The sequence below is a fragment of the Ruegeria sp. AO1 genome, from assembly GCF_056535985.1.
The window spans coordinates 3,401,128-3,421,363 of the sequence record NZ_JBQFJC010000001.1 but is presented as its reverse complement, the minus strand read 5'-3'; the positions used below and the strand labels follow the sequence as shown (position 1 = coordinate 3,421,363).

The 20,236-nt window shown below is 59.8% G+C and carries 20 protein-coding genes; 14 read left to right on the top strand and 6 right to left on the bottom strand.

Annotation, left to right across the window (positions count from 1 at the left end; all coding sequences use genetic code 11):
• Positions 1 to 25 precede the first annotated feature (25 nt).
• From ACR3FB_RS17045 to ACR3FB_RS17005, 9 genes are all read left to right on the top strand, one after another.
• Positions 26 to 1,534: a PAS-domain containing protein gene (locus tag ACR3FB_RS17045; RefSeq protein ID WP_480566006.1), complete on the top strand. Its 1,509-nt coding sequence runs from the start codon at positions 26 to 28 to the stop codon at positions 1,532 to 1,534.
• 41 nt (positions 1,535 to 1,575) lie between these two features.
• Positions 1,576 to 2,049, top strand: a complete 474-nt coding sequence (gene tsaE, locus ACR3FB_RS17040) for a tRNA (adenosine(37)-N6)-threonylcarbamoyltransferase complex ATPase subunit type 1 TsaE (RefSeq protein WP_480566008.1) — start codon at positions 1,576 to 1,578, stop codon at positions 2,047 to 2,049.
• Positions 2,046 to 3,050, top strand: coding sequence for an aminoglycoside phosphotransferase family protein (locus ACR3FB_RS17035; RefSeq protein ID WP_480566010.1), 1,005 nt, complete (start codon positions 2,046 to 2,048; stop codon positions 3,048 to 3,050). The genes tsaE and ACR3FB_RS17035 overlap by 4 nt, the downstream gene beginning before the upstream one ends.
• Positions 3,047 to 3,733 (top strand): nucleotidyltransferase family protein, encoded by a 687-nt coding sequence (locus ACR3FB_RS17030; protein ID WP_480566012.1) that lies wholly within the window; start codon positions 3,047 to 3,049, stop codon positions 3,731 to 3,733. The genes ACR3FB_RS17035 and ACR3FB_RS17030 overlap by 4 nt, the downstream gene beginning before the upstream one ends.
• A complete protein-coding gene (addB, locus tag ACR3FB_RS17025; RefSeq protein WP_480566014.1) occupies positions 3,726 to 6,650 on the top strand; it encodes a double-strand break repair protein AddB in 2,925 nt (974 codons plus the stop codon). The genes ACR3FB_RS17030 and addB overlap by 8 nt, the downstream gene beginning before the upstream one ends.
• Complete coding sequence (addA, locus tag ACR3FB_RS17020; RefSeq protein ID WP_480566016.1) at positions 6,647 to 10,006, top strand: double-strand break repair helicase AddA; 3,360 nt, start codon at positions 6,647 to 6,649, stop codon at positions 10,004 to 10,006. The genes addB and addA overlap by 4 nt, the downstream gene beginning before the upstream one ends.
• Positions 10,007 to 10,066: 60 nt before the next feature.
• Positions 10,067 to 10,387, top strand: a complete 321-nt coding sequence (gene trxA, locus ACR3FB_RS17015) for a thioredoxin (protein ID WP_050604667.1) — start codon at positions 10,067 to 10,069, stop codon at positions 10,385 to 10,387.
• 68 nt (positions 10,388 to 10,455) lie between these two features.
• Positions 10,456 to 10,806, top strand: a complete 351-nt coding sequence (locus ACR3FB_RS17010) for a Lin0512 family protein (protein WP_480566018.1) — start codon at positions 10,456 to 10,458, stop codon at positions 10,804 to 10,806.
• Positions 10,803 to 11,165 carry a Lin0512 family protein gene (locus ACR3FB_RS17005; protein ID WP_480566020.1) on the top strand — a complete coding sequence of 121 codons (363 nt, stop codon included), beginning with the start codon at positions 10,803 to 10,805 and terminating at the stop codon, positions 11,163 to 11,165. Before ACR3FB_RS17010 ends, ACR3FB_RS17005 begins: the two co-directional genes overlap by 4 nt.
• Positions 11,166 to 11,222: 57 nt before the next feature.
• Here ACR3FB_RS17005 and ACR3FB_RS17000 read toward each other — a convergent pair whose 3' ends face one another.
• Positions 11,223 to 11,417: a DUF1127 domain-containing protein gene (locus ACR3FB_RS17000; RefSeq protein ID WP_480566022.1), complete on the bottom strand. Its 195-nt coding sequence runs from the start codon at positions 11,415 to 11,417 to the stop codon at positions 11,223 to 11,225.
• 197 nt (positions 11,418 to 11,614) lie between these two features.
• Between ACR3FB_RS17000 and hslV the strand changes: the two genes are divergently transcribed.
• A complete protein-coding gene (gene hslV / locus ACR3FB_RS16995) occupies positions 11,615 to 12,166 on the top strand; it encodes an ATP-dependent protease subunit HslV (protein ID WP_170462831.1) in 552 nt (183 codons plus the stop codon).
• Between the two features lie 95 nt (positions 12,167 to 12,261).
• Here hslV and ACR3FB_RS16990 read toward each other — a convergent pair whose 3' ends face one another.
• Together ACR3FB_RS16990 and ACR3FB_RS16985 are read right to left on the bottom strand one after the other, a co-directional pair.
• Positions 12,262 to 13,503, bottom strand: coding sequence for an MFS transporter (locus ACR3FB_RS16990; protein ID WP_480566024.1), 1,242 nt, complete (start codon positions 13,501 to 13,503; stop codon positions 12,262 to 12,264).
• A gap of 105 nt (positions 13,504 to 13,608) precedes the next feature.
• Positions 13,609 to 14,010, bottom strand: coding sequence for a DM13 domain-containing protein (locus tag ACR3FB_RS16985; protein WP_480566026.1), 402 nt, complete (start codon positions 14,008 to 14,010; stop codon positions 13,609 to 13,611).
• 200 nt (positions 14,011 to 14,210) lie between these two features.
• On the opposite strand from ACR3FB_RS16985, the gene hslU reads away from it, so the two are divergent.
• Together hslU and ACR3FB_RS16975 are read left to right on the top strand one after the other, a co-directional pair.
• On the top strand, positions 14,211 to 15,518 hold the full coding sequence (hslU, locus tag ACR3FB_RS16980) for an ATP-dependent protease ATPase subunit HslU (protein ID WP_480566028.1): 1,308 nt from the start codon (positions 14,211 to 14,213) through the stop codon (positions 15,516 to 15,518).
• A gap of 181 nt (positions 15,519 to 15,699) precedes the next feature.
• Positions 15,700 to 16,728: an alpha/beta hydrolase gene (locus ACR3FB_RS16975; protein WP_480566030.1), complete on the top strand. Its 1,029-nt coding sequence runs from the start codon at positions 15,700 to 15,702 to the stop codon at positions 16,726 to 16,728.
• Positions 16,729 to 16,780: 52 nt separating this feature from the next.
• Here the strand turns inward: ACR3FB_RS16975 and ACR3FB_RS16970 are convergent, their stop codons facing one another.
• The 3 genes from ACR3FB_RS16970 to ACR3FB_RS16960 are packed head-to-tail and all read right to left on the bottom strand — an operon-like array spanning position 16,781 to position 19,061.
• Positions 16,781 to 17,368 (bottom strand): Smr/MutS family protein, encoded by a 588-nt coding sequence (locus ACR3FB_RS16970; RefSeq protein ID WP_480566032.1) that lies wholly within the window; start codon positions 17,366 to 17,368, stop codon positions 16,781 to 16,783.
• Positions 17,368 to 18,405, bottom strand: coding sequence for a murein transglycosylase A (gene mltA, locus ACR3FB_RS16965; protein WP_480566034.1), 1,038 nt, complete (start codon positions 18,403 to 18,405; stop codon positions 17,368 to 17,370). Before mltA ends, ACR3FB_RS16970 begins: the two co-directional genes overlap by 1 nt.
• Entirely contained in the window at positions 18,402 to 19,061 is a 660-nt protein-coding gene (locus ACR3FB_RS16960; RefSeq protein ID WP_170380193.1) for a Tim44/TimA family putative adaptor protein, read from the bottom strand. The genes mltA and ACR3FB_RS16960 overlap by 4 nt, the downstream gene beginning before the upstream one ends.
• Before the next feature lie 108 nt (positions 19,062 to 19,169).
• Here ACR3FB_RS16960 and ACR3FB_RS16955 point away from each other — a divergent pair, with 108 nt between their 5' ends.
• Both ACR3FB_RS16955 and secB read left to right on the top strand, forming a co-directional pair.
• Entirely contained in the window at positions 19,170 to 19,670 is a 501-nt protein-coding gene (locus tag ACR3FB_RS16955) for an FxsA family protein (RefSeq protein WP_480566036.1), read from the top strand.
• A gap of 54 nt (positions 19,671 to 19,724) precedes the next feature.
• The gene (gene secB, locus ACR3FB_RS16950) at positions 19,725 to 20,234 is read left to right on the top strand and encodes a protein-export chaperone SecB (RefSeq protein WP_170380195.1); all 510 of its coding nucleotides are present in this window, start codon (positions 19,725 to 19,727) and stop codon (positions 20,232 to 20,234) included.
• The last annotated feature ends 2 nt before the right edge of the window (positions 20,235 to 20,236 follow it).

Below are 20,236 nucleotides of genomic sequence, written 5' to 3'. Positions count from 1 at the left end.
GGTTCCGCAACTGTGAGGGGAGAAGATGGCAGACTGGATCATTCTGGCCGCGATCAGCCTGGTCTCGTGCTGTTTTGCGGTCATGTGGCTTCTGCCGCGTCGTGCCCGGCGGGACAACAGCTACGGCATGTTCACCGCAAGCTCCTTGTTCGACGCCGTTTTTCTGTTCGATGGCGACCGCCTGATCAGCCACTCTGACGTAGCGCTCGCCGGTTTCGAACATGTCGCGGACTGGAGCGATTTGCGACGCTTGCTGCAGCGCGACTTTCCGACCTTCCCGGAAACTCCCGACCTCGTGCGCGATCAGGGCAACCTGGTTGTCTCAGCCATCGACTGCACGGTTGAGCGTGAGGTTCTGTGCGAATGGATTGACGGGATCGTTCGGATTCAACTGCACGAACCGACGAGAGAAAAGAAAACCAAGCTGCGGGATCCGAATGATCCGATCCGGCTGGCGATGGATCAGGCCCCCTATCCGGTCTGGCTGCTGGATCAGAACGCCAGCGTGCGTTGGTGTAACGCGGCCTATGTCGCCCTTGTCCGCAAGGCGCGCGGGCTGGATGCCGACCTGACCCTGCCCCTGTTCCCGGATACAGGGGCCGAGCCGCGGCGCGGCGGGAAATCCCGCGTCTCGATCGACGTGGCGGGAAGTGACAGCAAATTGTGGTTTGATTTGACCCAGGTGGACCATGCGGAAGGCCGCCTGTTCTATGCAGTCGATATCAATGCGATTGTGCAAGCTGAAACCGCCCAGCGCAAATTCGTACAAACGATGACCAAGACCTTTGCGCAGCTATCGATCGGCTTGGCTATTTTCGACCGCAACCGTCAACTGGCCCTGTTCAACCCGGCGCTAATCGACCTGACCACTCTGCCGCCGGACTTCCTCAGCTGCCGTCCCAATATCTCCAGCTTTTTTGACCGGCTCCGGGATCAACACATGATGCCCGAGCCCAAAAACTACCGGTCATGGCGCACTCAGATGAACGACCTGCTCGAGGCGGCTGAAGACGGGAACTATCAGGAAACATGGTCCCTGCCCTCGGGCTCGGTCTATTCGGTCAGCGGCCGCCCGCATCCCGATGGCGCCGTGGCGTTTCTATTCGAAGACATCACCGCCGAAATCACCCTGACCCGGCGCTTTCGGTCCGAGATGGACCTGATGCAATCCATCCTCGACAAGCTGGCCGACGCAATCGCGGTTTTTTCGGAAGACGGCACATTGGCTCTGACCAACTACGCCTACCAGCAGCTTTGGAGAACGCAAGACGAGGCCGGATTTCACAGTGAAACGGTGACCGACATCACGCGCATCTGGCAGGATCAGTGCGTCGCCACCCCGGTCTTGGGTGAGATCCGCGATTTCTTGGATATGCGTGATGACCGCACCGAATGGAGCGCCGAGATTCAGATGCGCAACGGCACCGCGCTGGAATGTACCGTTATGCCCATGCAGAACGGTGCCACGATCGTGCGCTTTGCAACGGCAAGCAATTCTCTGACCGCCGAACCCATGGCCCAGATCAGCGCCTGAACCGGGTTGCAGCCGCTGGGGCGCAGGTCCATTGTGGCGCCATGACTTCGGCACCTGCTACCCTCACCCTGCAAAGCCCTCAGGACACCGCAGATTTTGCGGCGCGTCTTGGCGCGACCCTGAGACCTGCGGATGTGTTGCTGTTGCAAGGTGAGATCGGCAGCGGCAAGACCCACTTTGCCCGTAGTCTCGTCCAATCACTGATGAACCCGCCCGAGGATGTGCCCTCACCGACCTTCACGCTGGTGCAGGCCTATGACACGCAGATCGGCGAGATCTGGCATTGTGACCTCTACCGGCTGACCTCGGTGGATGAGGTGGACGAGCTGGGCCTGACCGAAGCCTTCGACACCGCCCTATGTCTTGTGGAATGGCCCGACAAACTTGGGCCGCTGACCCCCGACACCGCATTGACGCTTGCCTTCCAAACCGACCCGATTGAGACCGAGACACGCCATCTGACCCTGTCCTGGTCCGATCCGAAATGGCTTGGGAAACTGGAGAATACTCTATGACAGATCGCACTGTGCTGGCCGAGGCCCTGATTGCACAGACGCCTTGGGCCAATGCCACGCGCGCGCCCTTGGCCGGGGACGCCTCGAACCGCAGGTATGAGCGTCTGACAGATCCGGCGACCGGTCGCACGGCGGTTCTGATGGATGCGCCGCCGGATCGGGGAGAGGATGTCGAACCCTTCGTCCGGATCGCGAACCATCTGCGCGCGGTGGGCCTCAGCGCACCCGAGATTTACGCCGAAGACAATCAGAACGGGTTTCTGGTTCTGGAGGATCTGGGCGACGATCTATTTTCACGCGTTCTGACCAAGGACCCGAGCCAGGAACGCCTCTTATATGAGGCGGCAACGGATGTTCTTTTGCATCTGCATGAGGCCCCGATCCTAACCCTGCCCTCATACGATCCCACATTGATGACCGAGCTGGCCGCTCTGGCCTTCACCAAATACGCGCAGGCCATTCTGGGCGACCACGATGAAGACGCGCAGGAGAGGTTCGAGCTGCGCTTTGCCGATATCCTGCTGCAGGAGACCTCGGGCACCAAAGTCGTCGTTCAGCGGGACTACCACGCCGAAAACCTGATCTGGCTGCCAGAACGCGAGGGCGTGCAGCGCGTCGGTCTTCTGGACTTCCAACTGGCGATGCTGGGGCACCCAGCCTATGATCTGGTCTCGCTCTTGCAGGATGTGCGCCGGACCGTGCCGACCGGAATCGAAATGCAGATGGTCAATCGCTATATCGCGGCCTCTGGTATGGATGACCATGACTTCCGCACCGCCTACAGCGTTCTAGGCACGCAGCGGAACCTACGTATTCTGGGTGTTTTTGCCCGGCTGGCCACGGATTATGGCAAGCCACATTACGTCGATCTGATACCCGCCACATGGGCGCATCTGATGCGCGATCTGGAGCATCCTGCGCTGATCCCGGTTGCCGGTATCCTGCGCGACGCCCTGCCTGAACCAACCGCCGAAAACCTCGCAAGGCTGAAAGCATCATGAGCCAATCCCCCGATGCCGTGATGCTGTTTGCCGCCGGATTCGGCACCCGGATGGGCGCGTTGACCAAGGACCGGCCAAAACCTTTGATCGAGGTCACCGGACGCCCGCTGATCGACCACGCGCTTGCGCTAGTGGATGCCGTTCAACCAGCCCGTGTGGTTGCAAACCTGCACTATCACGCCGATCAGTTGCAGGCGCATCTAGCGCCTAAAGGCATTCTGCTCTCACATGAAACGCCCGAGATTCTGGAAACCGGCGGCGGTTTGCGGGCGGCTTTGCCTCTGCTTGGCACAGGCCCGGTTTTCACCATGAACACCGATGCAATCTGGGCCGGACCCAACCCGCTGAGCCTGCTGCAACGGGCATGGGACCCGGACCGGATGGATGCGCTGTTGATGTGCGTCCCGCTTGGTCAAACCATCGGGCATGCGGGCGACGGGGACTTCACCGCTGATGCCGATGGTCGGATCACGCGCGGGCCGGGTCTGGTGTATGGCGGCGTGCAGATTCTGAAAACCGACGGGCTGCGGCACATCCCGGAGCAGGCCTTCTCGCTAAACCTGTTGTGGAACCAGATGCACGACCGCAACCGCCTTTTCGCGCTGAAGTATCCCGGCCGTTGGTGTGACGTCGGACGCCCAGAAGGAATCGCTCTGGCTGAGGGGATGCTGGCGGATGTTTGACCCCAGCGCTCATCCGCGGGTGTTCGCCGTTCCTCCCGGCACAGATTTTCCCAAAGCGCTGGTTGCCGGGCTGCGGCAGCGTGCCTCTGGCCCGCCCGAGGCGTTGGCCCGTGTGCAATTGGTAGTCAACACGCGCCGCATGGCCCGACGAGTGCGCGACCTATTCGATCAGGGGCCGCCCTGCCTGTTGCCTCGGCTTTCTCTGGTCACCGATCTGGGCGAAAGCGTTGATCTGGCACAGATTCCGCCCGCCATCCCCCCGCTGAGACGACGGTTGGAACTAACCCAGCTGATCTCAAAACTGCTGGACCAGCAGCCTGATCTGGCCGCACGGGCCTCGCTGTTTGACCTGTCCGACAGTCTCGCCGCCTTGATCGATGAGATGCAGGGCGAGGGCGTGTCCCCCGACGCGATCCGCCAACTGGATGTCAGCGATATGTCCGGCCATTGGGCCCGCGCTCAGGCGTTTATCGGCATCGCGGATCATTTTGTTGATGCAAGCGATCAGGCGATGGATGCACAGGCGCGCCAACGTCGTGTGGTCGAAAACCTGATCGACCGCTGGCAGGAGGCTCCGCCGCAACATCCCGTCATTTTGGCCGGCTCGACCGGATCGCGTGGTACCACGCTGATGCTGATGCAAGCCGTCGCACGCCTGCCGCAAGGGGCCTTGATCCTGCCGGGCTATGATTTCGACCAGCCGCGTGCCGTTTGGAACCGTCTGGACGAGGCGCTGACCTCTGAGGATCACCCGCAATATCGGTTCCGCAAATTGATGCGAGAGCTGGGGTTGGAGCATGACCAGATCCTGCCCTGGACGGATGAACAATCGCCCTCATCCGCGCGTAACCGATTGGTTTCGCTGGCCTTGCGCCCTGCCCCTATCACCGACGCGTGGATGTCCGAAGGCCCACAGTTGACCGAGTTGGACCACGCCACGCGCGACCTGACACTAGTCGAGGCAGACTCGCCCCGGTCCGAGGCCCTCGCCATCGCCCTTCGCCTGAGACAGGCGGCTGAAACGGGCCAGACCGCCGCTTTGATTACACCCGATCGGATGCTGACCCGGCAGGTCAGCGCGGCATTGGATCGCTGGAACATCCTACCCGATGATAGTGCTGGTCTTCCGCTGCAATTGTCTCCGCCCGGCCGGTTTCTGCGCCATGTGGCGGGCCTTTTTGCGCGTCGCCTGGAGGGTGAGGCGCTGCTGACGCTGCTGAAACATCCTCTGTGCCATGACGGGGGTGAACGGGGGGCTCATCTGCTGCATACCCGTGATCTCGAGCTGGACCTGCGCCGCAATGGCCCTCCATTCCCGGATCAAAACAGTCTGAACGCATCCGCGATCCGCACTGAAGCGCCCGAAGGATGGGTAAGCTGGGTCAGCGCGCATTTCTGCGATCAGCAAATCACCGGGGAACTCCCCCTGTCCGAATGGGTCGACCGATTGCTGTCTCTGTCCGAGGCGATCTCGGCCGGACATGCAGGCGACCAAGGCACCTTGTGGGACAAGAACGCGGGCCAAAAGGCCCTGTCGGTGTTGACCAATCTGCGGGATGAGGCGCATCACGGCGGTCCCATGACCGCCCATGACTTCGCGGATCTGCTGGGCGCGCTTTTGGCCGGAGAAGAGGTCCGCGACCGCGACGCCCCGCACCCGCATATCATGATCTGGGGCACGCTCGAGGCCCGGGTGCAGGGTGCAGATCTGCTGATCCTCGGTGGTTTGAACGAGGGCAGCTGGCCCGAAGCCCCAGCCCCGGACCCGTGGTTGAACCGCCAGATGCGCGACAAGGCGGGTTTGTTGTTGCCCGAACGGCGGATTGGGCTTTCGGCGCATGACTTCCAACAGGCCATCGGTGCGCCCGAGGTCTGGCTGACCCGCGCCACCCGCTCGGACGATGCGGAAACTGTACCCTCGCGCTGGCTGAACCGTCTGACGAACCTGTTGCAGGGCCTGCCCGACCAAGGCGGCCAGACGGCGCTATCAGATATGCGCGCGCGGGGTCGAACCTATCTCAACTGGGCTAAAACACTGGAGCAAGCGCCTCGGATTGAGGCGGCGCATCGCCCCTCACCCAAACCTCCGGTCGCCGCCCGACCGCGACGCCTTTCAGTCACCGAGATCAAACGCCTGATCCGCGACCCTTATGCGATTTACGCGAAGCATGTGCTGCGTCTGAAGCCGCTCGATCCGCTGGTGCAGGCCCCCGATGCATTGCTGCGCGGGATCGTGATTCATGAAATTCTGGAGCATTTCGTTAAGGACAGCGTGCTGGATACCGCCTTGCTGACCCGCGAAAACTTCCTGAAACGCTCCCATGACATGCTTGAGGCTCATGTCGCCTGGCCGACTGCCCGCAAACTGTGGCTGGCGCGGCTGGAACGGATCGCCGACGACTTTCTAAGTGCCGAGGTCAATCGCCGGGGCGACGGTGGCCCGGTGGCGTTTGAGGCCGCGATGAAGCTGGTGTTGGAGCCTCTGGATTTCACCATCGCCGGACGTGCCGACCGGATTGATTACAACAGCCGAGGCGCGTTGCGGATTGTAGACTACAAAACCGGCGCGCCTCCGACCGAAAGCCAGCAGGTAAAGTTCGACAAACAACTGTTGATCGAAGCCGCCATGGCTAAGCAGGGCGGCATCGAAGGGATCGACCCCACAGACGTGTCCGAGGCGATCTTCATCGGTATGGGCGGCAGTTACAAAGAGGTCGCGGCCCCGCTGTCCAAAGAACCCACCGACAAGGTGTTGGCTGAGTTAAAGGAGCTGATTTCCGCATATTTAGAGCCTGATCGGGGCTTCTCATCGCGCCGCATGCTGCACAAAAACACCGATATCGGCGACTATGACCATCTGGCCCGGTTCGGGGAATGGGACCGCACGGCCGAAACGCTCCCTGAGGACCTGACATGAGCGCGCGGAACGACGCCACCGAGCGGCAAGTGCAGGCCGCGCGCCCCGATGCCTCGACCTGGTTGGCAGCGAATGCCGGGTCGGGCAAAACCCGCGTGTTAACCGACCGCGTGGCGCGTCTGCTGCTGAGCGGGGTGCAACCGCAGCACATCCTCTGCCTGACCTACACCAAGGCCGCCGCCAGCGAGATGCAGAACCGGCTGTTCAAACGGCTGGGGGAATGGGCGATGTTGGGGGACGCGCCGTTGTTGGCGCAACTGACAGATCTGGGCGTCGAAGGAGCAATCGACTCCGGCCGTCTAGCGCAGGCCCGCACCCTTTTTGCACGCGCAATAGAAACGCCGGGTGGGTTGAAAATCCAGACCATCCACTCTTTCTGTGCCTCACTGCTGCGTCGCTTCCCGCTTGAGGCCGGTGTCAGCCCTCAATTTGCCGAGATGGAGGACCGCGCCGCCGCATTGCTGCGCGAAGAGATCATCGAGGATTTCGCCGAGGGCTCTCAGGCCGGTTTGATCGAAGACATCGCGCGGTTCGTTACCGATACCGGGTTCGACAGGCTGACTGCGGCGGTGACGCAAAAGCGGAACCTGTTCGCCCAGCCTTTGCAGCGCTCGGACCTGTTGCAGAGATTTGGACTGCCCGAGGGTTTTGACGACGAAACCCTTGCGGGGCGGGTGTTTCTGGGCGGTGAGGTTGATCTGATCCAATCCATGTTGCCTGCACTGATTGAAAGCGGCGGCAACGATGCCAAGGCCGCGGCAAAGCTCGCAGCCTTTACTGAGGCCAAGCTGACCCATCTACCGGCGCTGGAGGGCGTATTGCTAACGGGCAAGGGCGCGAAGGAGCCGTTCACCGCCAAGATCAACGGTTTCCCGACTAAAGCCCTGCGCGAAGGGATTCTGGCAGATCGCATGCCACAGTTGGAATCGCTGATGTTGCGGGTCGAGGCCGCGCGCGAACAACGGCTGGCTCTGGTTGCCGCGCAAAAAACCACCGTCTTGCATCGCTTCGCTGCAGCCTTCCTGCCGGAATATGAACGCCGTAAGCAGCTGCGCGGCTGGCTGGACTTTGACGATCTGATCCTGCGCGCGCGACAGGTTTTGAACGACCCGGCGGTCGCAGAATGGGTGCTGTACCGGCTGGACGGCGGCATCGACCACATTCTGGTGGACGAGGCGCAAGACACCAGCCCGGACCAATGGGATGTGGTCGAGAAGCTGGCGCAAGAATTTACCAGCGGGGAAGGGGCCCGATCCGAGGTTGAACGCACGATCTTTGTGGTCGGCGACAAGAAACAGTCGATCTATTCCTTCCAGGGCGCCGACCCGCAGGCCTTTGACCGGATGCAGGCCGAGTTTGGGCGAAAGCTTGATGAATCAGGCTCTAAACTGTGGGATTCGACGCTTGAATACTCATTCCGATCCTCCAGTGCGATCCTGTCATTGGTTGATCTTCTGTTCGAAAATCAGGCCGAGGCCGGGTTTCACAAGGAAAGCCAGCACCGTGCTTTCAAGGCAGACCTGCCGGGACGCGTAGACCTCTGGCCCGTGGTGGAAAAGGTCGAGGATGACGAGGATGGCGATTGGACTGATCCGGTGGATCGGCCCGGGTCGCGCCACCACACCGTCATTCTGGCCGAGCAGGTGGCGCAGTCGATCAAGCACATGATCGACACTGGGGCCACAATCCCCGAGGATGGCGAAACGCCCGGCACATTCGTGCGCCGCAGGGTTCAGCCGGGGGATTTCCTGATCCTGGTCCAGCGCCGCTCGGACCTGTTTGCTGAGATCATCCGCGCCTGCAAAGCCCTGCATCTGCCCATCGCCGGGGCCGACCGTTTGAAAGTCGGAGCCGAGCTGGCCGTGAAGGATTTGGCGGCGCTGCTGAGCTTTCTGGCCACGCCCGAAGACAGCCTGTCGCTGGCGACGGTCCTGAAATCCCCTCTGTTCGGCTGGTCCGAGCAGGCTCTGTTCGATCTGGCCCATCGCCGGCAAGAGAAATTCCTGTGGGCCGCGCTGCGCAATCGCTCGGACGAGTTTCCTGAGACACTTGCGATCCTCAACGATCTGCGCGGACAGATCGACTTTCTGAGGCCTTTTGACCTGATCGAGCGCATCCTGACCCGCCATGACGGGAGGCGAAAGCTGCTGGGTCGGCTGGGGGCCGAGGCCGAAGATGGGATCAACGCGCTGCTCTCGCAGGCTTTGGCTTATGAGCGGACCGATATTCCCAGCCTGACCGGCTTTCTGATCTGGATGCAGACCGACGATCTGGAGATCAAACGCCAGATGAGCGGCGTGGGCAACATGATCCGGGTGATGACCGTGCATGGCTCAAAAGGGTTGGAAGCGCCCATCGTGATCCTGCCGGATACCGGCAAACGGCAGGCCCCGCGCGATGCCGAGATCATGGTGGCTGATGGAACGCCACTGTGGAAAGTCCCTGCCGATGTCTCGCCCAAGCTGATCTCAACCGCCCGCGAGGAGGCCCGAAACCGCGAGGAGAATGAGCGCCTTCGATTGCTTTATGTGGCTCTAACACGGGCGGAAAAGTGGTTAATCGTGGCCGCTGCTGGGGATGTCGGAAAGGATGGAACCAGCTGGTATCAGATGGTCGAGGCCGCAATGGAGCGCGCGGGCGCGACACAGATAGAGGGGTCGCTGATACGGCGACTGGCCCATGGCGATTGGGAGGCGTTGCCGCTGGTCGAACGCAGCGAACACGTCGAGCCAAGTCAGGACCTGCCCGCGTACTTCCAGCGTCCCGCCGAGGATCCACCCTCGGAAGCAGAAACCCTCAGCCCCTCCGATCTTGGCGGAGCAAAGGCGCTGCCGGGTGATGCGGGGCAGGATGAAGAGGCCGCAAAGCTGCGCGGCACCCGATTGCACCTGCTGCTGGAACATCTTCCCAGCGCGTCTCGGGATGACTGGTCTATGCTGTGCGCTCGGGTTCTACCCGATATGCAAGATCAGGCCAGGGCCGAGTTGTTGTCTGAGGTCACCAAGGTCCTGACAGCGGATCACCTGCAACCAGTCTTCGCGTCGGATGCGCTGGCCGAAATCCCCGTTTCAGCCGGACTGAACGGGCGGCGCATGCATGGTATCGTCGACCGGCTGATCATAACGGATACCGAAGTTCATGTGGTTGATTTTAAAACAAACACCACGGTACCCGAGCGGGCTGAAGCCTGCCCCGAAGGCCTGTTGCGACAGATGGGGGCCTATGCGCAGGCGATAAGTCAGATTTACCCGGACAAGACCATTCGTACCGCCATCCTGTGGACGCGGACGGCCGCGTTGATGTGGCTGCCACACGATCTTGTGACGCAATCGCTGACCCGCGCCCAGATATCTTGACCTTACCCGACGCGGCACCTACGTTCCTTTCCCGAGCTTACCCCATTCAGGAGACAGAATATGTCGACCGTTGCCGTTACCGACGATACCTTTGATGCCGAAGTCAAGAACTCGACCGTTCCCGTGGTTGTGGACTTCTGGGCGGAATGGTGTGGTCCTTGCAAACAGATCGGCCCCGCACTGGAAGAACTGGCCGCTGAGTATGGCGACAAGGTGAAAATCGCCAAGGTGGACGTGGACAGCAACCCGAACGCAGCCGCTGCGATGGGCGTGCGCGGCATCCCCGCACTGTTCATCTTCAAGGACGGTCAGGTTGTCTCGAACCGCGCGGGCGCGGCACCCAAAGCCGCGCTGCAAAGCTGGATCGACGAATCCATCTAATCCGGATTGGAATGCGATTGATCAAAGGCGCCCCGAACCGGGCGCCTTTTTTATGACCGGAGGCTTTGATGGCAAAAACACGAGTACTTGTGGAGTTTGGTATGGGCACGTCCCTGCGGCGTGAGGACTATACCGAGGCCGCCTTGCGCGCGATCAAGGATGCGCTGTGGCACAATTCGGTCAATATGGCTGAGCTGTTCGATTTTCCCAAAGAGGCGATGATCATTGATGCCGAGGTCGGCGTGCAGCAACCCGATAAAGTGGACCGTGAGGCGTTGAAGGCCGTGTTCCCATACGGTCAGCCGAACATCACAGTCACCCGCGGTGGGCTGGACATCGACAAACCGCACGCCGATGGCCACACAGTGATCGCAAACGCCGCCATCATCGTCTCATTCGATATGAAGCCCGCGCGATGACTGAGAAACGTATCATTCTTGAGATGGGCACCGGCAACGACCTCTATGGTCAGGACTATACCAAGGCCGCACGGCGGGCGGTGCAGGACGCGCTGCATCATTCCTCGATCACTCTGTTTTCGCGCTTAGGCGTGGACCACAAAGAGATGCGCGTCGTGGTGACAATTGGGGTGCAACAGCCCGAGGCCGTGGATTGCGATCTGGTCGCGCAGGATTTGCCACGGGGCAGGGCCGAGGTACGGGCTGTGTTGGGCGGGCTGGACGTCGAGGACAGTGATGCAGGCACCCGCCACGTCATCGCAACCGCAGCGGTTGAGGCCTATCTGCCTGATATGTCGGGCAAATACAGGCTGGTTTGAAAAGAAAAAGCCGCTCGGACGAGCGGCTCATCTTTACTACGGCTGATCTGAAACGGATCAGATGGTGATGATGTCTTTACGGGTCAGACCGATATCTTCCAGCTGAGCGTCGCTCAGTTGCGACAACGCCTTGCGTGTCCTACGAGTTTCGTTCCACTCAACCGCTTTTTCGAAAGCCACAGTGAACGCGTCCACTACGTGCAGGATGGTAGCTGCTCCGAGCGGCGCAGTGTTTTGTGCAGTATTTGCCATTTGCGCAGTCCTTCAAACTGAAACAGCCGACCCAATGTCGGTTGTAAGCCTCATGTAGTGCAGGGGTCTGAGTCTCACAATTGCCAGTCTGGTAGACCCGATCTGCGTTTCTTGCATATCTTTTGGGCAGTTTGTGAACAGTTGCGTTGGCGCTGGCTCCGGCCCATATAGGGTCCCAGTGATGAACGGAGGCCCTGATGGCAGACAGCGATTTTCCCGGTTGGCATGGCACAACGATCATTGGCGTCAAGAAAGACGGCCAGGTGGTGATTGCTGGCGACGGACAGGTCAGCCTGGGCCAGACCGTGATCAAGGGCACCGCCCGCAAGGTCCGCCGCTTGTCACCCGGTGGATTCGAGGTCGTGGCAGGCTTTGCCGGATCGACGGCGGATGCGTTCACTCTGCTCGAGCGGCTGGAGGCCAAGCTTGAGGCCACCCCGGGCCAACTGGCCCGTGCCTCGGTCGAGCTGGCCAAGGATTGGCGCACCGACAAATACCTGCAAAAGCTCGAAGCGATGCTGATCGTCACCGATGGCAAGGACCTGCTGGTGATCACCGGGGCAGGGGACGTGTTGGAGCCGGAACACAACGTGGCCGCCATCGGATCGGGCGGAAACTTTGCCCTCGCCGCTGCGCGCGCGATGATGGACAGCGACAAGCCCGCTGAAACGGTTGCACGAGAAGCCATGGCGATTGCTGCCGACATCTGCGTCTATACCAACGGCAATCTGACGGTCGAGACGATCTAGGGCGTTCTGCGTTTCACCAAAACACTGTATCGAAATGCGCGCTCGACCGAGGGGAAAAGCAGCGTATTTCGACTCAAATCAAACGCAAAGCTGCCTCAAGCTAACAGCGCCTTGATCTCTTTGCCTTTCCAGCGACGGTGCATTCCGATCAGGCCGAAGATCGCCGCGATGATCACGATGTAGTAGGGCACGCGGATGTCGACGCTCATCAGCCCGCCGCCGATCAGGGACATAACCCCTCCGGCAAGGCAGAAGACTGCCGTGGTCACGCCCATGACCCAACCTTGATCCGCCTCACTGACGCTCGATGAAAACAGGCCCAGAAGGGTCGGGTATGAAACACCGAAAAAGAAGTAGAAGAAGAAGACCGGAATGTAACTCAGCGCGCCGCTGGGGCTGAAAGCGAAGGCAAGCCCGCAGATCACCATCGTGATCAGTGAGACATAGATGATCTTGTGCTTGCTGAACCTCTCTTGCGCGGGTTTCACAAGGAAGGTGCTAGAAAAGGCCAGAGCAAAGCCGATGACGACCATGGCCATACTGCCTCCAATCACGCCATAGCCGAACCGGCTGGTCAGGAAATTGTCGACAAACACATAAAAGGTGACGTTGGCGATCATGAAGAAGGAATAGACCGGCAGGATTTTCAGAACCATCGGATGGCCGCGCACGGCGATCAGGCTGTCTGTGATATCACGCGGGCGAAAGACAAAGCGCACGCGTTCGCTGCGGGTGTCCTTGAAGAAGGCCAGCACGAGGACGATGGCAATCAGCACCAGAACGAAGGCGCCATAGAAAGGTGTTCTGAGCGTGGCAAAACTGCCCAAAAGGGCAGAATCCGACAGGACGGCCCCGATGATTGGCCCTCCGACAAGGCCAAAACTGACGCCGGTCACGATATACCCCATATTGCGGTCACGATCGGCAGCATCGGTGCTGCCATCGATCATCGCCGCCTGCGCGATGGGCTGATTGCCCGCCGTAAAGCCAGTGATCGACCGGCCCAGGATCAGCAACAGCAGACTGTCGAGGTAGAGCGAGGCGATGGTAATGGCGTAGCCTGCCAATGCTCCGCCCAAACAAACCAGAAGCGCGTTCTTGCGCCCAATGGAATCCGAGACTTTCGAGACATAAACTACCCCCAGAAACCACGAAAGGAAGAAACACCCGATCACCAGCCCGTAGTAAAAATGGCGACGGCCGTCGGGGGTGTTTTCGGGCAGAAACCCGGACTTCGTCTCCATGATCAGAGAGTTGATGATCGGAAACACAAGCCCCTGTCCGATCAGGTCCACAAATACCACAAACAACAGGGTGATCTTGGCAATCTTGGTCATGAAAAACGCCCCCGGTTCCAATAACTTGGGACGAGTGTAGCAGACAGTTGTGCCGTTACCTAACAGTGTGTCAGAGGCCGGAGAACCCGACCTCTGACGGCGCGATTACTTCAGCGATGCTACGCCGAGAGGTACTCCGGCGACCTCGCACCAGATGTATACTTCGTTGTATCCCGACACATCCATGGTCGGTGGGACGGCATAGGATTGCTTACCTGCAAGGTGCAACAGCGCGCCGAGTTTGCTGTCCGGGGCGTAAGTGCCGTCTTTCCCAAATGCGACGCGCGGGTCGGGGCCGTTGTCCAGCGAAAAGTCTTTGCCCAGTTCAACAATGTAGCGATCGCCATCCTTGACCAGTTTCACCGAACCGGTGGTGATGTGGTTCGAACGGCCCTCGAACGTGCCTTTCTTTTTGGCTCCACCGGCCACAGCACTGGTGGTGCTAGCCAAGGTAAGGGCCGCGCCGGTGGCAGCAGCTTTCACAAAAAGAGAACGACGAGTCATCATGATGCGGTATCTCCATAAGATAGATGCGGGCCTGTGTGCCCGTCGCCATTTTTTATGCCGCACGCGACCCTCGCATGGCGATTCACATCACTACGAATATCCGTGTGTCTTCTGTGAGTTGTCGTGATGTTTTCGTGATCGGCTTGTGTTTTCGCGACGTATGATTAGGTTCCGCTTCGAAACAGACGGATAAAACACATATGACCGACCTGACCCCGCGCGAGATTGTCTCGGAACTGGACCGCTTCATCATCGGGCAAAAAGACGCCAAACGCGCCGTGGCCGTGGCTCTGCGCAACCGCTGGCGACGCAAGCAGTTGGCCGATGATATCCGGGATGAGGTCTACCCCAAGAACATCCTGATGATCGGCCCCACCGGCGTCGGAAAAACCGAAATCAGCCGCCGTCTGGCCAAACTGGCCCGTGCGCCCTTCATCAAAGTCGAGGCCACCAAGTTCACCGAAGTCGGATATGTCGGCCGTGACGTGGAACAGATCGTGCGCGATCTGGCCGACGCAGCGATCATCCAGACCCGCGAATACATGCGTGAGGATGTGAAAGCCCGCGCCCATCAGGCCGCAGAGGATCGCGTGATCGAAGCGATCGCCGGCTCCGATGCCCGCGAAGCGACTCGCGAGATGTTCCGCAAGAAGCTGAAATCAGGTGAGCTGGACGACACAGAGATCGAGCTGGAGCTGTCTGACACCTCAAACCCGATGCCAATGTTCGACGTACCCGGCCAGCCCGGCAGCCAGATGGGCATGATGAATCTGGGCGATATCTTCGGCAAGGCCTTCGGCGGCCGCACGGTGAAAAAGAAAGTAACCGTGGCCGAAAGCTATGACCTGCTGATCGGGGAAGAGGCCGACAAGCTGCTGGATGACGAAACCGTCAACCGAGTGGCGCTGGAGTCGGTCGAACAGAACGGCATCGTGTTTCTGGACGAGATCGACAAGGTTTGCGCGCGCGCGGAAGCGCGTGGCGGCGATGTCAGCCGTGAAGGGGTCCAGCGCGACCTGCTGCCTCTTATCGAGGGCACGACGGTGTCCACCAAACATGGCCCTGTGAAAACCGACCACATCCTGTTCATCGCCTCGGGTGCGTTCCACATTGCCAAACCCTCGGACCTGCTGCCCGAGCTTCAGGGCCGTCTGCCGATCCGAGTGGAGCTGCGCGCGCTGACAGAAGAAGATTTCGTGCGCATCCTGACCGAGACGGACAACGCGCTGACCCTCCAATACACCGCCCTTATGGGTACCGAAGAGGTCACCGTCAGTTTCACCGATGACGGCATCGCGGCGCTGGCCAAGATTGCGGCGGATGTGAACCAGACCGTTGAAAACATCGGCGCCCGGCGGCTTTACACGGTGATGGAGCGTGTGTTCGAAGAACTCTCGTTCACCGCGCCTGATCAGGCTGGGACCGAGATCACGGTGAACGCGCAATTCGTGGATGACAATCTGGGTGAGTTGACGAAATCAACCGACCTCAGCCGTTACGTATTGTAACAAATCCAGCTGTATTTCGCCGCCGATTTGGCGGCGAATTTTCGTTCCGGCTGGACCTTGCACCAGAAACTGGTAACCGTGACTCAAACTCTGTTTCTTTGAGGGTTGAGCCGTGTTGCGTTTGAGTATTGCCTTTCTTGCTGTTGCTACACTGAGCGCTTGCGTCGACAGAACTGCGCAGGTGACAGTGCCATCCGCGTTGAATGTGGGATCCGCAGAAACCGTCTACGCGGCCACAACCCGGGGGCGGAACCCCGACGGAACGTTTAACGCCGACCGGGGCGAGCGGGTTCAGTACCACAAAATGACAGTCTCAATCCCGCCAAACCACACGCCAGGCACGTTGGAGTTTTCTTATGCAAACCCCGATCCGGAAAAGCAGTTTGTTTTGGCGAACACAACAGATCTGTCCGGCCCGCGTGAGTTGGCAAACCAGCTGCGCGGAGAAGATGATGTGTCGATCTTCGTGCACGGGTATAACTCGACCCATACCGAGACCGCGTTTCGCGCGGCGCAGTTGGCGCATGACCTTGATATTCCCGGATCGGTGCTGATTTATTCCTGGCCCAGTCAGGCGCGCGGGGCAGGGTATGCCTATGATCTGGACAGCATGTTGTTTGCCCGTGACGGGCTCGAGAAAACAATCCGCGACCTGAAATCCATCGGCGTGAAACGGGTTGTGCTGGTCGCCCACTCCATGGGCGGTGCCTTGTCGATGGAGATGATGCGTCAGGCAGAGCTACGCTCGCCCGGCTGGTCGCGGCGCAACCTTGATGGCGTATTCCTGATCTCACCGGATCTGGATATTGACGTATTTCGTTCGCAAATGGACAGCATCAAAACTCCGCCCGATCCTTTTGTCGTGATGGTATCGCAAAAGGACAAGATCCTGAATATCTCGGCCCGGATTCGCGGCACACCGGGGAGTGAACGGCTGGGCAATATCAGCACCATTGAGGCGCTGGCCGAATATCCGATCGAAGTGATTGATGCGACCGCGTTCAACAGCGATGCCGAGTCATCGCATTTCGTTGCTGCAACCTCACCCGCCTTGCTGTCGCTGCTCAGTTCGGCCCGGCGTGTTGGAAACACCCTTGGAAACCGACGCCGGGGCATCGACTATTTGATCCCCAACAGTCAACGCAACCCCTCGGGTGCGACCGAGGTTGTTCTGTCTGAGACCGGACAGGCGCAGGTCGCTACTCAGTAGGATTCAAGGGTTTGCCAGAGGGTCTCTAACTATTTCGGTCGGTGGGCGAAGCCTAGCGGACACGTCTGAGATAAACGTAGTAGGCACCATCCCCGCCGTGACTGATATGCGCAGGTGTCACCTGCATCACCGCCTGCGCCAGAGGCGGGATCGATAGCCAATGCGGCACCTGATTGCGCAACACACCGCGCGGGGTCGGGATCGGCCCCGGCTCGTCGCGGTCTTTCCCTTTGCCGGTGATCACCAGAACCAGGCGTTTGCCCTGCGCTTGCGCTGTCAGCACAAATCGCAACAGCGCCGGATGCGCTGTGTCTATCCGCATCCCGTGCAGGTCAAGCTTGCCCTCGGGTTTGAGCTTGCCACGCTTCATGCGGCCAAAGGCCTTAATGTCCATCTGAACGGGGGCGGCGCGCAGCGTCTCGGTGATCGACGGCTTCAACCGGTTGGCAGAAGTTTTGGAAGGCTGGTTCTGCCCCAGCTCAAACGCTTCGATTCGCGGTTTTGGCAGTTTCTTGGGCGTGGGTTTGGGCAGAGTTGTCGGATGCACGGTCTGAGGGATCTCGGGGTGCAGCCGCTCAGCTTGTTTAGCGACCTTGCGCCACAGCTCGATCTCATCGCTGGTCAGTTTGCGCCGGGTCATTAGTAGTCATCCGTCGCCATGGCATAGGCACGCTGGATCGGTAGTAGAACAATCATGCGTCCGGGGTCCTTCAATCGACCGGCAGCTTGCCCGGCCTCATCGCCGGTTCCAAAGAAGATATCAGCGCGTTGCGCGCCCTTGATCGCCGCGCCGGTATCCTGCGCGATCATCAGGCGGCGCAAGGGCTTCTTGCCGTCTTTCTCAACCCAGACCGGAGCACCGAGCGGCGTATAGGCGGGATCGGCCGCGATGCTGCGCATGGTGGTGATCGACCGGTTCATGGCACCCAAAGGCCCCAGTTCCGGCGCGACGCGGCTGACCTCGCGGAAGAACACGTATGAGGGATTGTGAAACAAGAGCTCAGCCCCAGCTTCGGGGTTCTTGCGTACCCAGGCCTGGATCATCTGCGCGCTGACCGCGTGGGCACCCAAAGCGCCGCGCCGGACCAACTCAACCCCGATGGAACGGTAGGGCTGCCCGTTCGCGCCACCATATCCCACACGCAAGGCACCGCCGTCCGGCAGGCGCACCCGGCCAGAGCCCTGAATTTGCAGAAAGAACAGCTCAACCGGGTCATCGACCCAAGCGATCTCGAGCCCCCGGCCCTGCATCACGTCGCTGGTCAGGATCTCGCGCCGGCTGAGCCACGGCCCGTCCCGCGCCTCGGGCGGCATCTTGTAGATCGGATACTTGAAACGATCCGTCCGGGTTCTGGAGCCGTCGAGCTCGGGTTCAAAATACCCGGTAAAAAGACCGTCCATACCATCTTCGACCAAAACGGGCCGGAAGAAGAGTTCAAAGAAAGACCGCGCGGCATCCCCCTCATAGGTCCGGGCGACACCGCAAAGCGCACGCCAATCCGGGTCGTTCAGATCACCGCAGGTGTTCAGAAAAACGGAAAGGGCTGCGCCGTGGTCATCCTCGGCCCAGCCCTGAAGGTCATCAAACGAAAGGACGGATCGCGTCGCCTCGGCTCCGGCGGCGCTGGCAGTGGTCATCGCACCCACCAGGATAAGCGACCGGAGCGTGGCAATCATGCGTCCGTGGCAACAAGCAGCCAGTTCGGATCGTCCTTGCCCATCACCCGGGCAAAGGTCCAGCTGTCCTTTTGGCGTTTCACGGTGTTCGGGTTGCCTTCGATGATATCACCACCACGATCCCGCACGACCGAGGTCAGCTCACCAATGAACTTCATGGTGATTTCGGCCTCATTCGTATCCTTGTCAAAGGACACATCGGTCAGGGTGGTTTCACGCACGCCGATGAACTCGGCCTCGATCGTCAGGCCTTGATCTTCGCGGGCGGATACAACCGAGACGAAGGTTTCGAACACATCTTCGGCAAGGAAGGGCTGGATCTCATCTAGGTTGCCCTTCTCAAAACCCATCACGATCATCTCATAGGCGCCACGGGCACCCTGAACAAATTCACTGACCGAGAAACTGGGCTCGACCCGCTTCATCGCGGCCAGGGTTTGCGCTTGCTCGCTGTCTTCGGGGACGTGATCGGTGATGTCATGATCCGGACCGCCTTCGATCACCTCGAAATCACGACGGGACGCACCCGCATCGGGCTGATGCGGAACAGGGGGTTTTTCGAAACCTTCACGCGTTCCCAGCACGCTTTTCAAACGCAGGATCAGGAAAACGGCAATTCCGGCCAGTACCAGCAACTGGATCATGGGTTCGTTCATTTCATCCTCTTTTCAGAACCGAGACTTTGTGTACGCGGCCTCCTGCCACTATGTAGGTGACAGTGGGTGGCAAGTCCACAGTTCGGCCATAGGTAAAGGATAACGCAAATGTACCTGTTCTTGGCATTTTTATTGGTTCCAATCCTTGAGATCGCCCTGTTCATCCAGGTTGGCGGTCTTATCGGTCTATGGCCAACCCTTGCCATCGTGGTCCTGACAGCGGTTTTGGGCACCACATTGGTACGGACACAAGGTCGCATGGCGCTGGGGCAATTGCAGCAATCCTTCGCCACTCTGGACGATCCAACCGAGCCCTTGGCCCATGGCGCAATGATCCTCTTGTCCGGTGCACTGCTGCTGACACCTGGCTTTTTCACCGATGCCGTTGGGTTTGCACTGCTAATCCCCAGCGTGCGGATCGCCGTTTTCCGCTATCTGAAGAGCAAGGTGACCGTGACCCAGTTCCAGATGGGGCCGGGCGCGGGCTTTCAGCAGCCGCGCGGACCCTATCATCAGGGCGACGTGATTGACGGCGAGTTTACTGAGGTGCGCCCACGCAAGGACCCCTCGAAACCGTCAAAATGGGTGGAAGGCCCCCACCAGCATTGAGGTGCCGCGCGCAACTTGCTAAGCAGTGTCGAATTTCATTTTTGGAGTAGATCCATGGCCGAAGAAAACGCTGCAGAAAACACTGCGGCCCAAGCCGCACCTCAGGTTCAGATGCGCGTTCTGGGACAGTTCATTCGTGATATGTCCTTTGAAAACGTCATGGCGCAAAAAGGCGTATCCGGTGACGTACAACCCGAGATTCAGGTTCAGGTAAACCTGGACGCGAAAAAGCGTCAGGTCGAGCATCAGTACGAAGTTTCTATCAAGCTGAAGCTGACCTCGAAAGCCAAGGGCATGGACGATGTCCTGTTCCTGTGTGAGCTGGATTATTGCGGGCTGTTCCACGTGGAAGGCGTGCCAGAAGATCAGCTGCACCCGTTCCTGATGATCGAATGCCCGCGCATGCTGTTCCCGTTCCTGCGCCGTATCGTCAGCGACGTAACCCGCGATGGTGGCTATCCGCCGGTGAACTTGGACAACATTGATTTTGTTGCACTTTACCGCAACGAGCTGATGCGCCGTCAGGCCGCTCAGGCGGAACAGGCCGAGCAGACCGACGCCTAAAT

What these genes read in the sequence shown, in the direction of transcription:
- ACR3FB_RS17045 (WP_480566006.1), top strand. Translation starts at nt 26, where the DNA reads ATGGCAGACTGGATCATTCTGGCCGCGATCAGCCTGGTCTCGTGCTGT.
- tsaE (WP_480566008.1), top strand. Translation starts at nt 1,576, where the DNA reads ATGACTTCGGCACCTGCTACCCTCACCCTGCAAAGCCCTCAGGACACC.
- ACR3FB_RS17035 (WP_480566010.1), top strand. Translation starts at nt 2,046, where the DNA reads ATGACAGATCGCACTGTGCTGGCCGAGGCCCTGATTGCACAGACGCCT.
- ACR3FB_RS17030 (WP_480566012.1), top strand. Translation starts at nt 3,047, where the DNA reads ATGAGCCAATCCCCCGATGCCGTGATGCTGTTTGCCGCCGGATTCGGC.
- addB (WP_480566014.1), top strand. Translation starts at nt 3,726, where the DNA reads ATGTTTGACCCCAGCGCTCATCCGCGGGTGTTCGCCGTTCCTCCCGGC.
- addA (WP_480566016.1), top strand. Translation starts at nt 6,647, where the DNA reads ATGAGCGCGCGGAACGACGCCACCGAGCGGCAAGTGCAGGCCGCGCGC.
- trxA (WP_050604667.1), top strand. Translation starts at nt 10,067, where the DNA reads ATGTCGACCGTTGCCGTTACCGACGATACCTTTGATGCCGAAGTCAAG.
- ACR3FB_RS17010 (WP_480566018.1), top strand. Translation starts at nt 10,456, where the DNA reads ATGGCAAAAACACGAGTACTTGTGGAGTTTGGTATGGGCACGTCCCTG.
- ACR3FB_RS17005 (WP_480566020.1), top strand. Translation starts at nt 10,803, where the DNA reads ATGACTGAGAAACGTATCATTCTTGAGATGGGCACCGGCAACGACCTC.
- ACR3FB_RS17000 (WP_480566022.1), bottom strand. Translation starts at nt 11,417, where the DNA reads ATGGCAAATACTGCACAAAACACTGCGCCGCTCGGAGCAGCTACCATC.
- hslV (WP_170462831.1), top strand. Translation starts at nt 11,615, where the DNA reads ATGGCAGACAGCGATTTTCCCGGTTGGCATGGCACAACGATCATTGGC.
- ACR3FB_RS16990 (WP_480566024.1), bottom strand. Translation starts at nt 13,503, where the DNA reads ATGACCAAGATTGCCAAGATCACCCTGTTGTTTGTGGTATTTGTGGAC.
- ACR3FB_RS16985 (WP_480566026.1), bottom strand. Translation starts at nt 14,010, where the DNA reads ATGATGACTCGTCGTTCTCTTTTTGTGAAAGCTGCTGCCACCGGCGCG.
- hslU (WP_480566028.1), top strand. Translation starts at nt 14,211, where the DNA reads ATGACCGACCTGACCCCGCGCGAGATTGTCTCGGAACTGGACCGCTTC.
- ACR3FB_RS16970 (WP_480566032.1), bottom strand. Translation starts at nt 17,368, where the DNA reads ATGACCCGGCGCAAACTGACCAGCGATGAGATCGAGCTGTGGCGCAAG.
- mltA (WP_480566034.1), bottom strand. Translation starts at nt 18,405, where the DNA reads ATGATTGCCACGCTCCGGTCGCTTATCCTGGTGGGTGCGATGACCACT.
- ACR3FB_RS16960 (WP_170380193.1), bottom strand. Translation starts at nt 19,061, where the DNA reads ATGAACGAACCCATGATCCAGTTGCTGGTACTGGCCGGAATTGCCGTT.
- ACR3FB_RS16955 (WP_480566036.1), top strand. Translation starts at nt 19,170, where the DNA reads ATGTACCTGTTCTTGGCATTTTTATTGGTTCCAATCCTTGAGATCGCC.
- secB (WP_170380195.1), top strand. Translation starts at nt 19,725, where the DNA reads ATGGCCGAAGAAAACGCTGCAGAAAACACTGCGGCCCAAGCCGCACCT.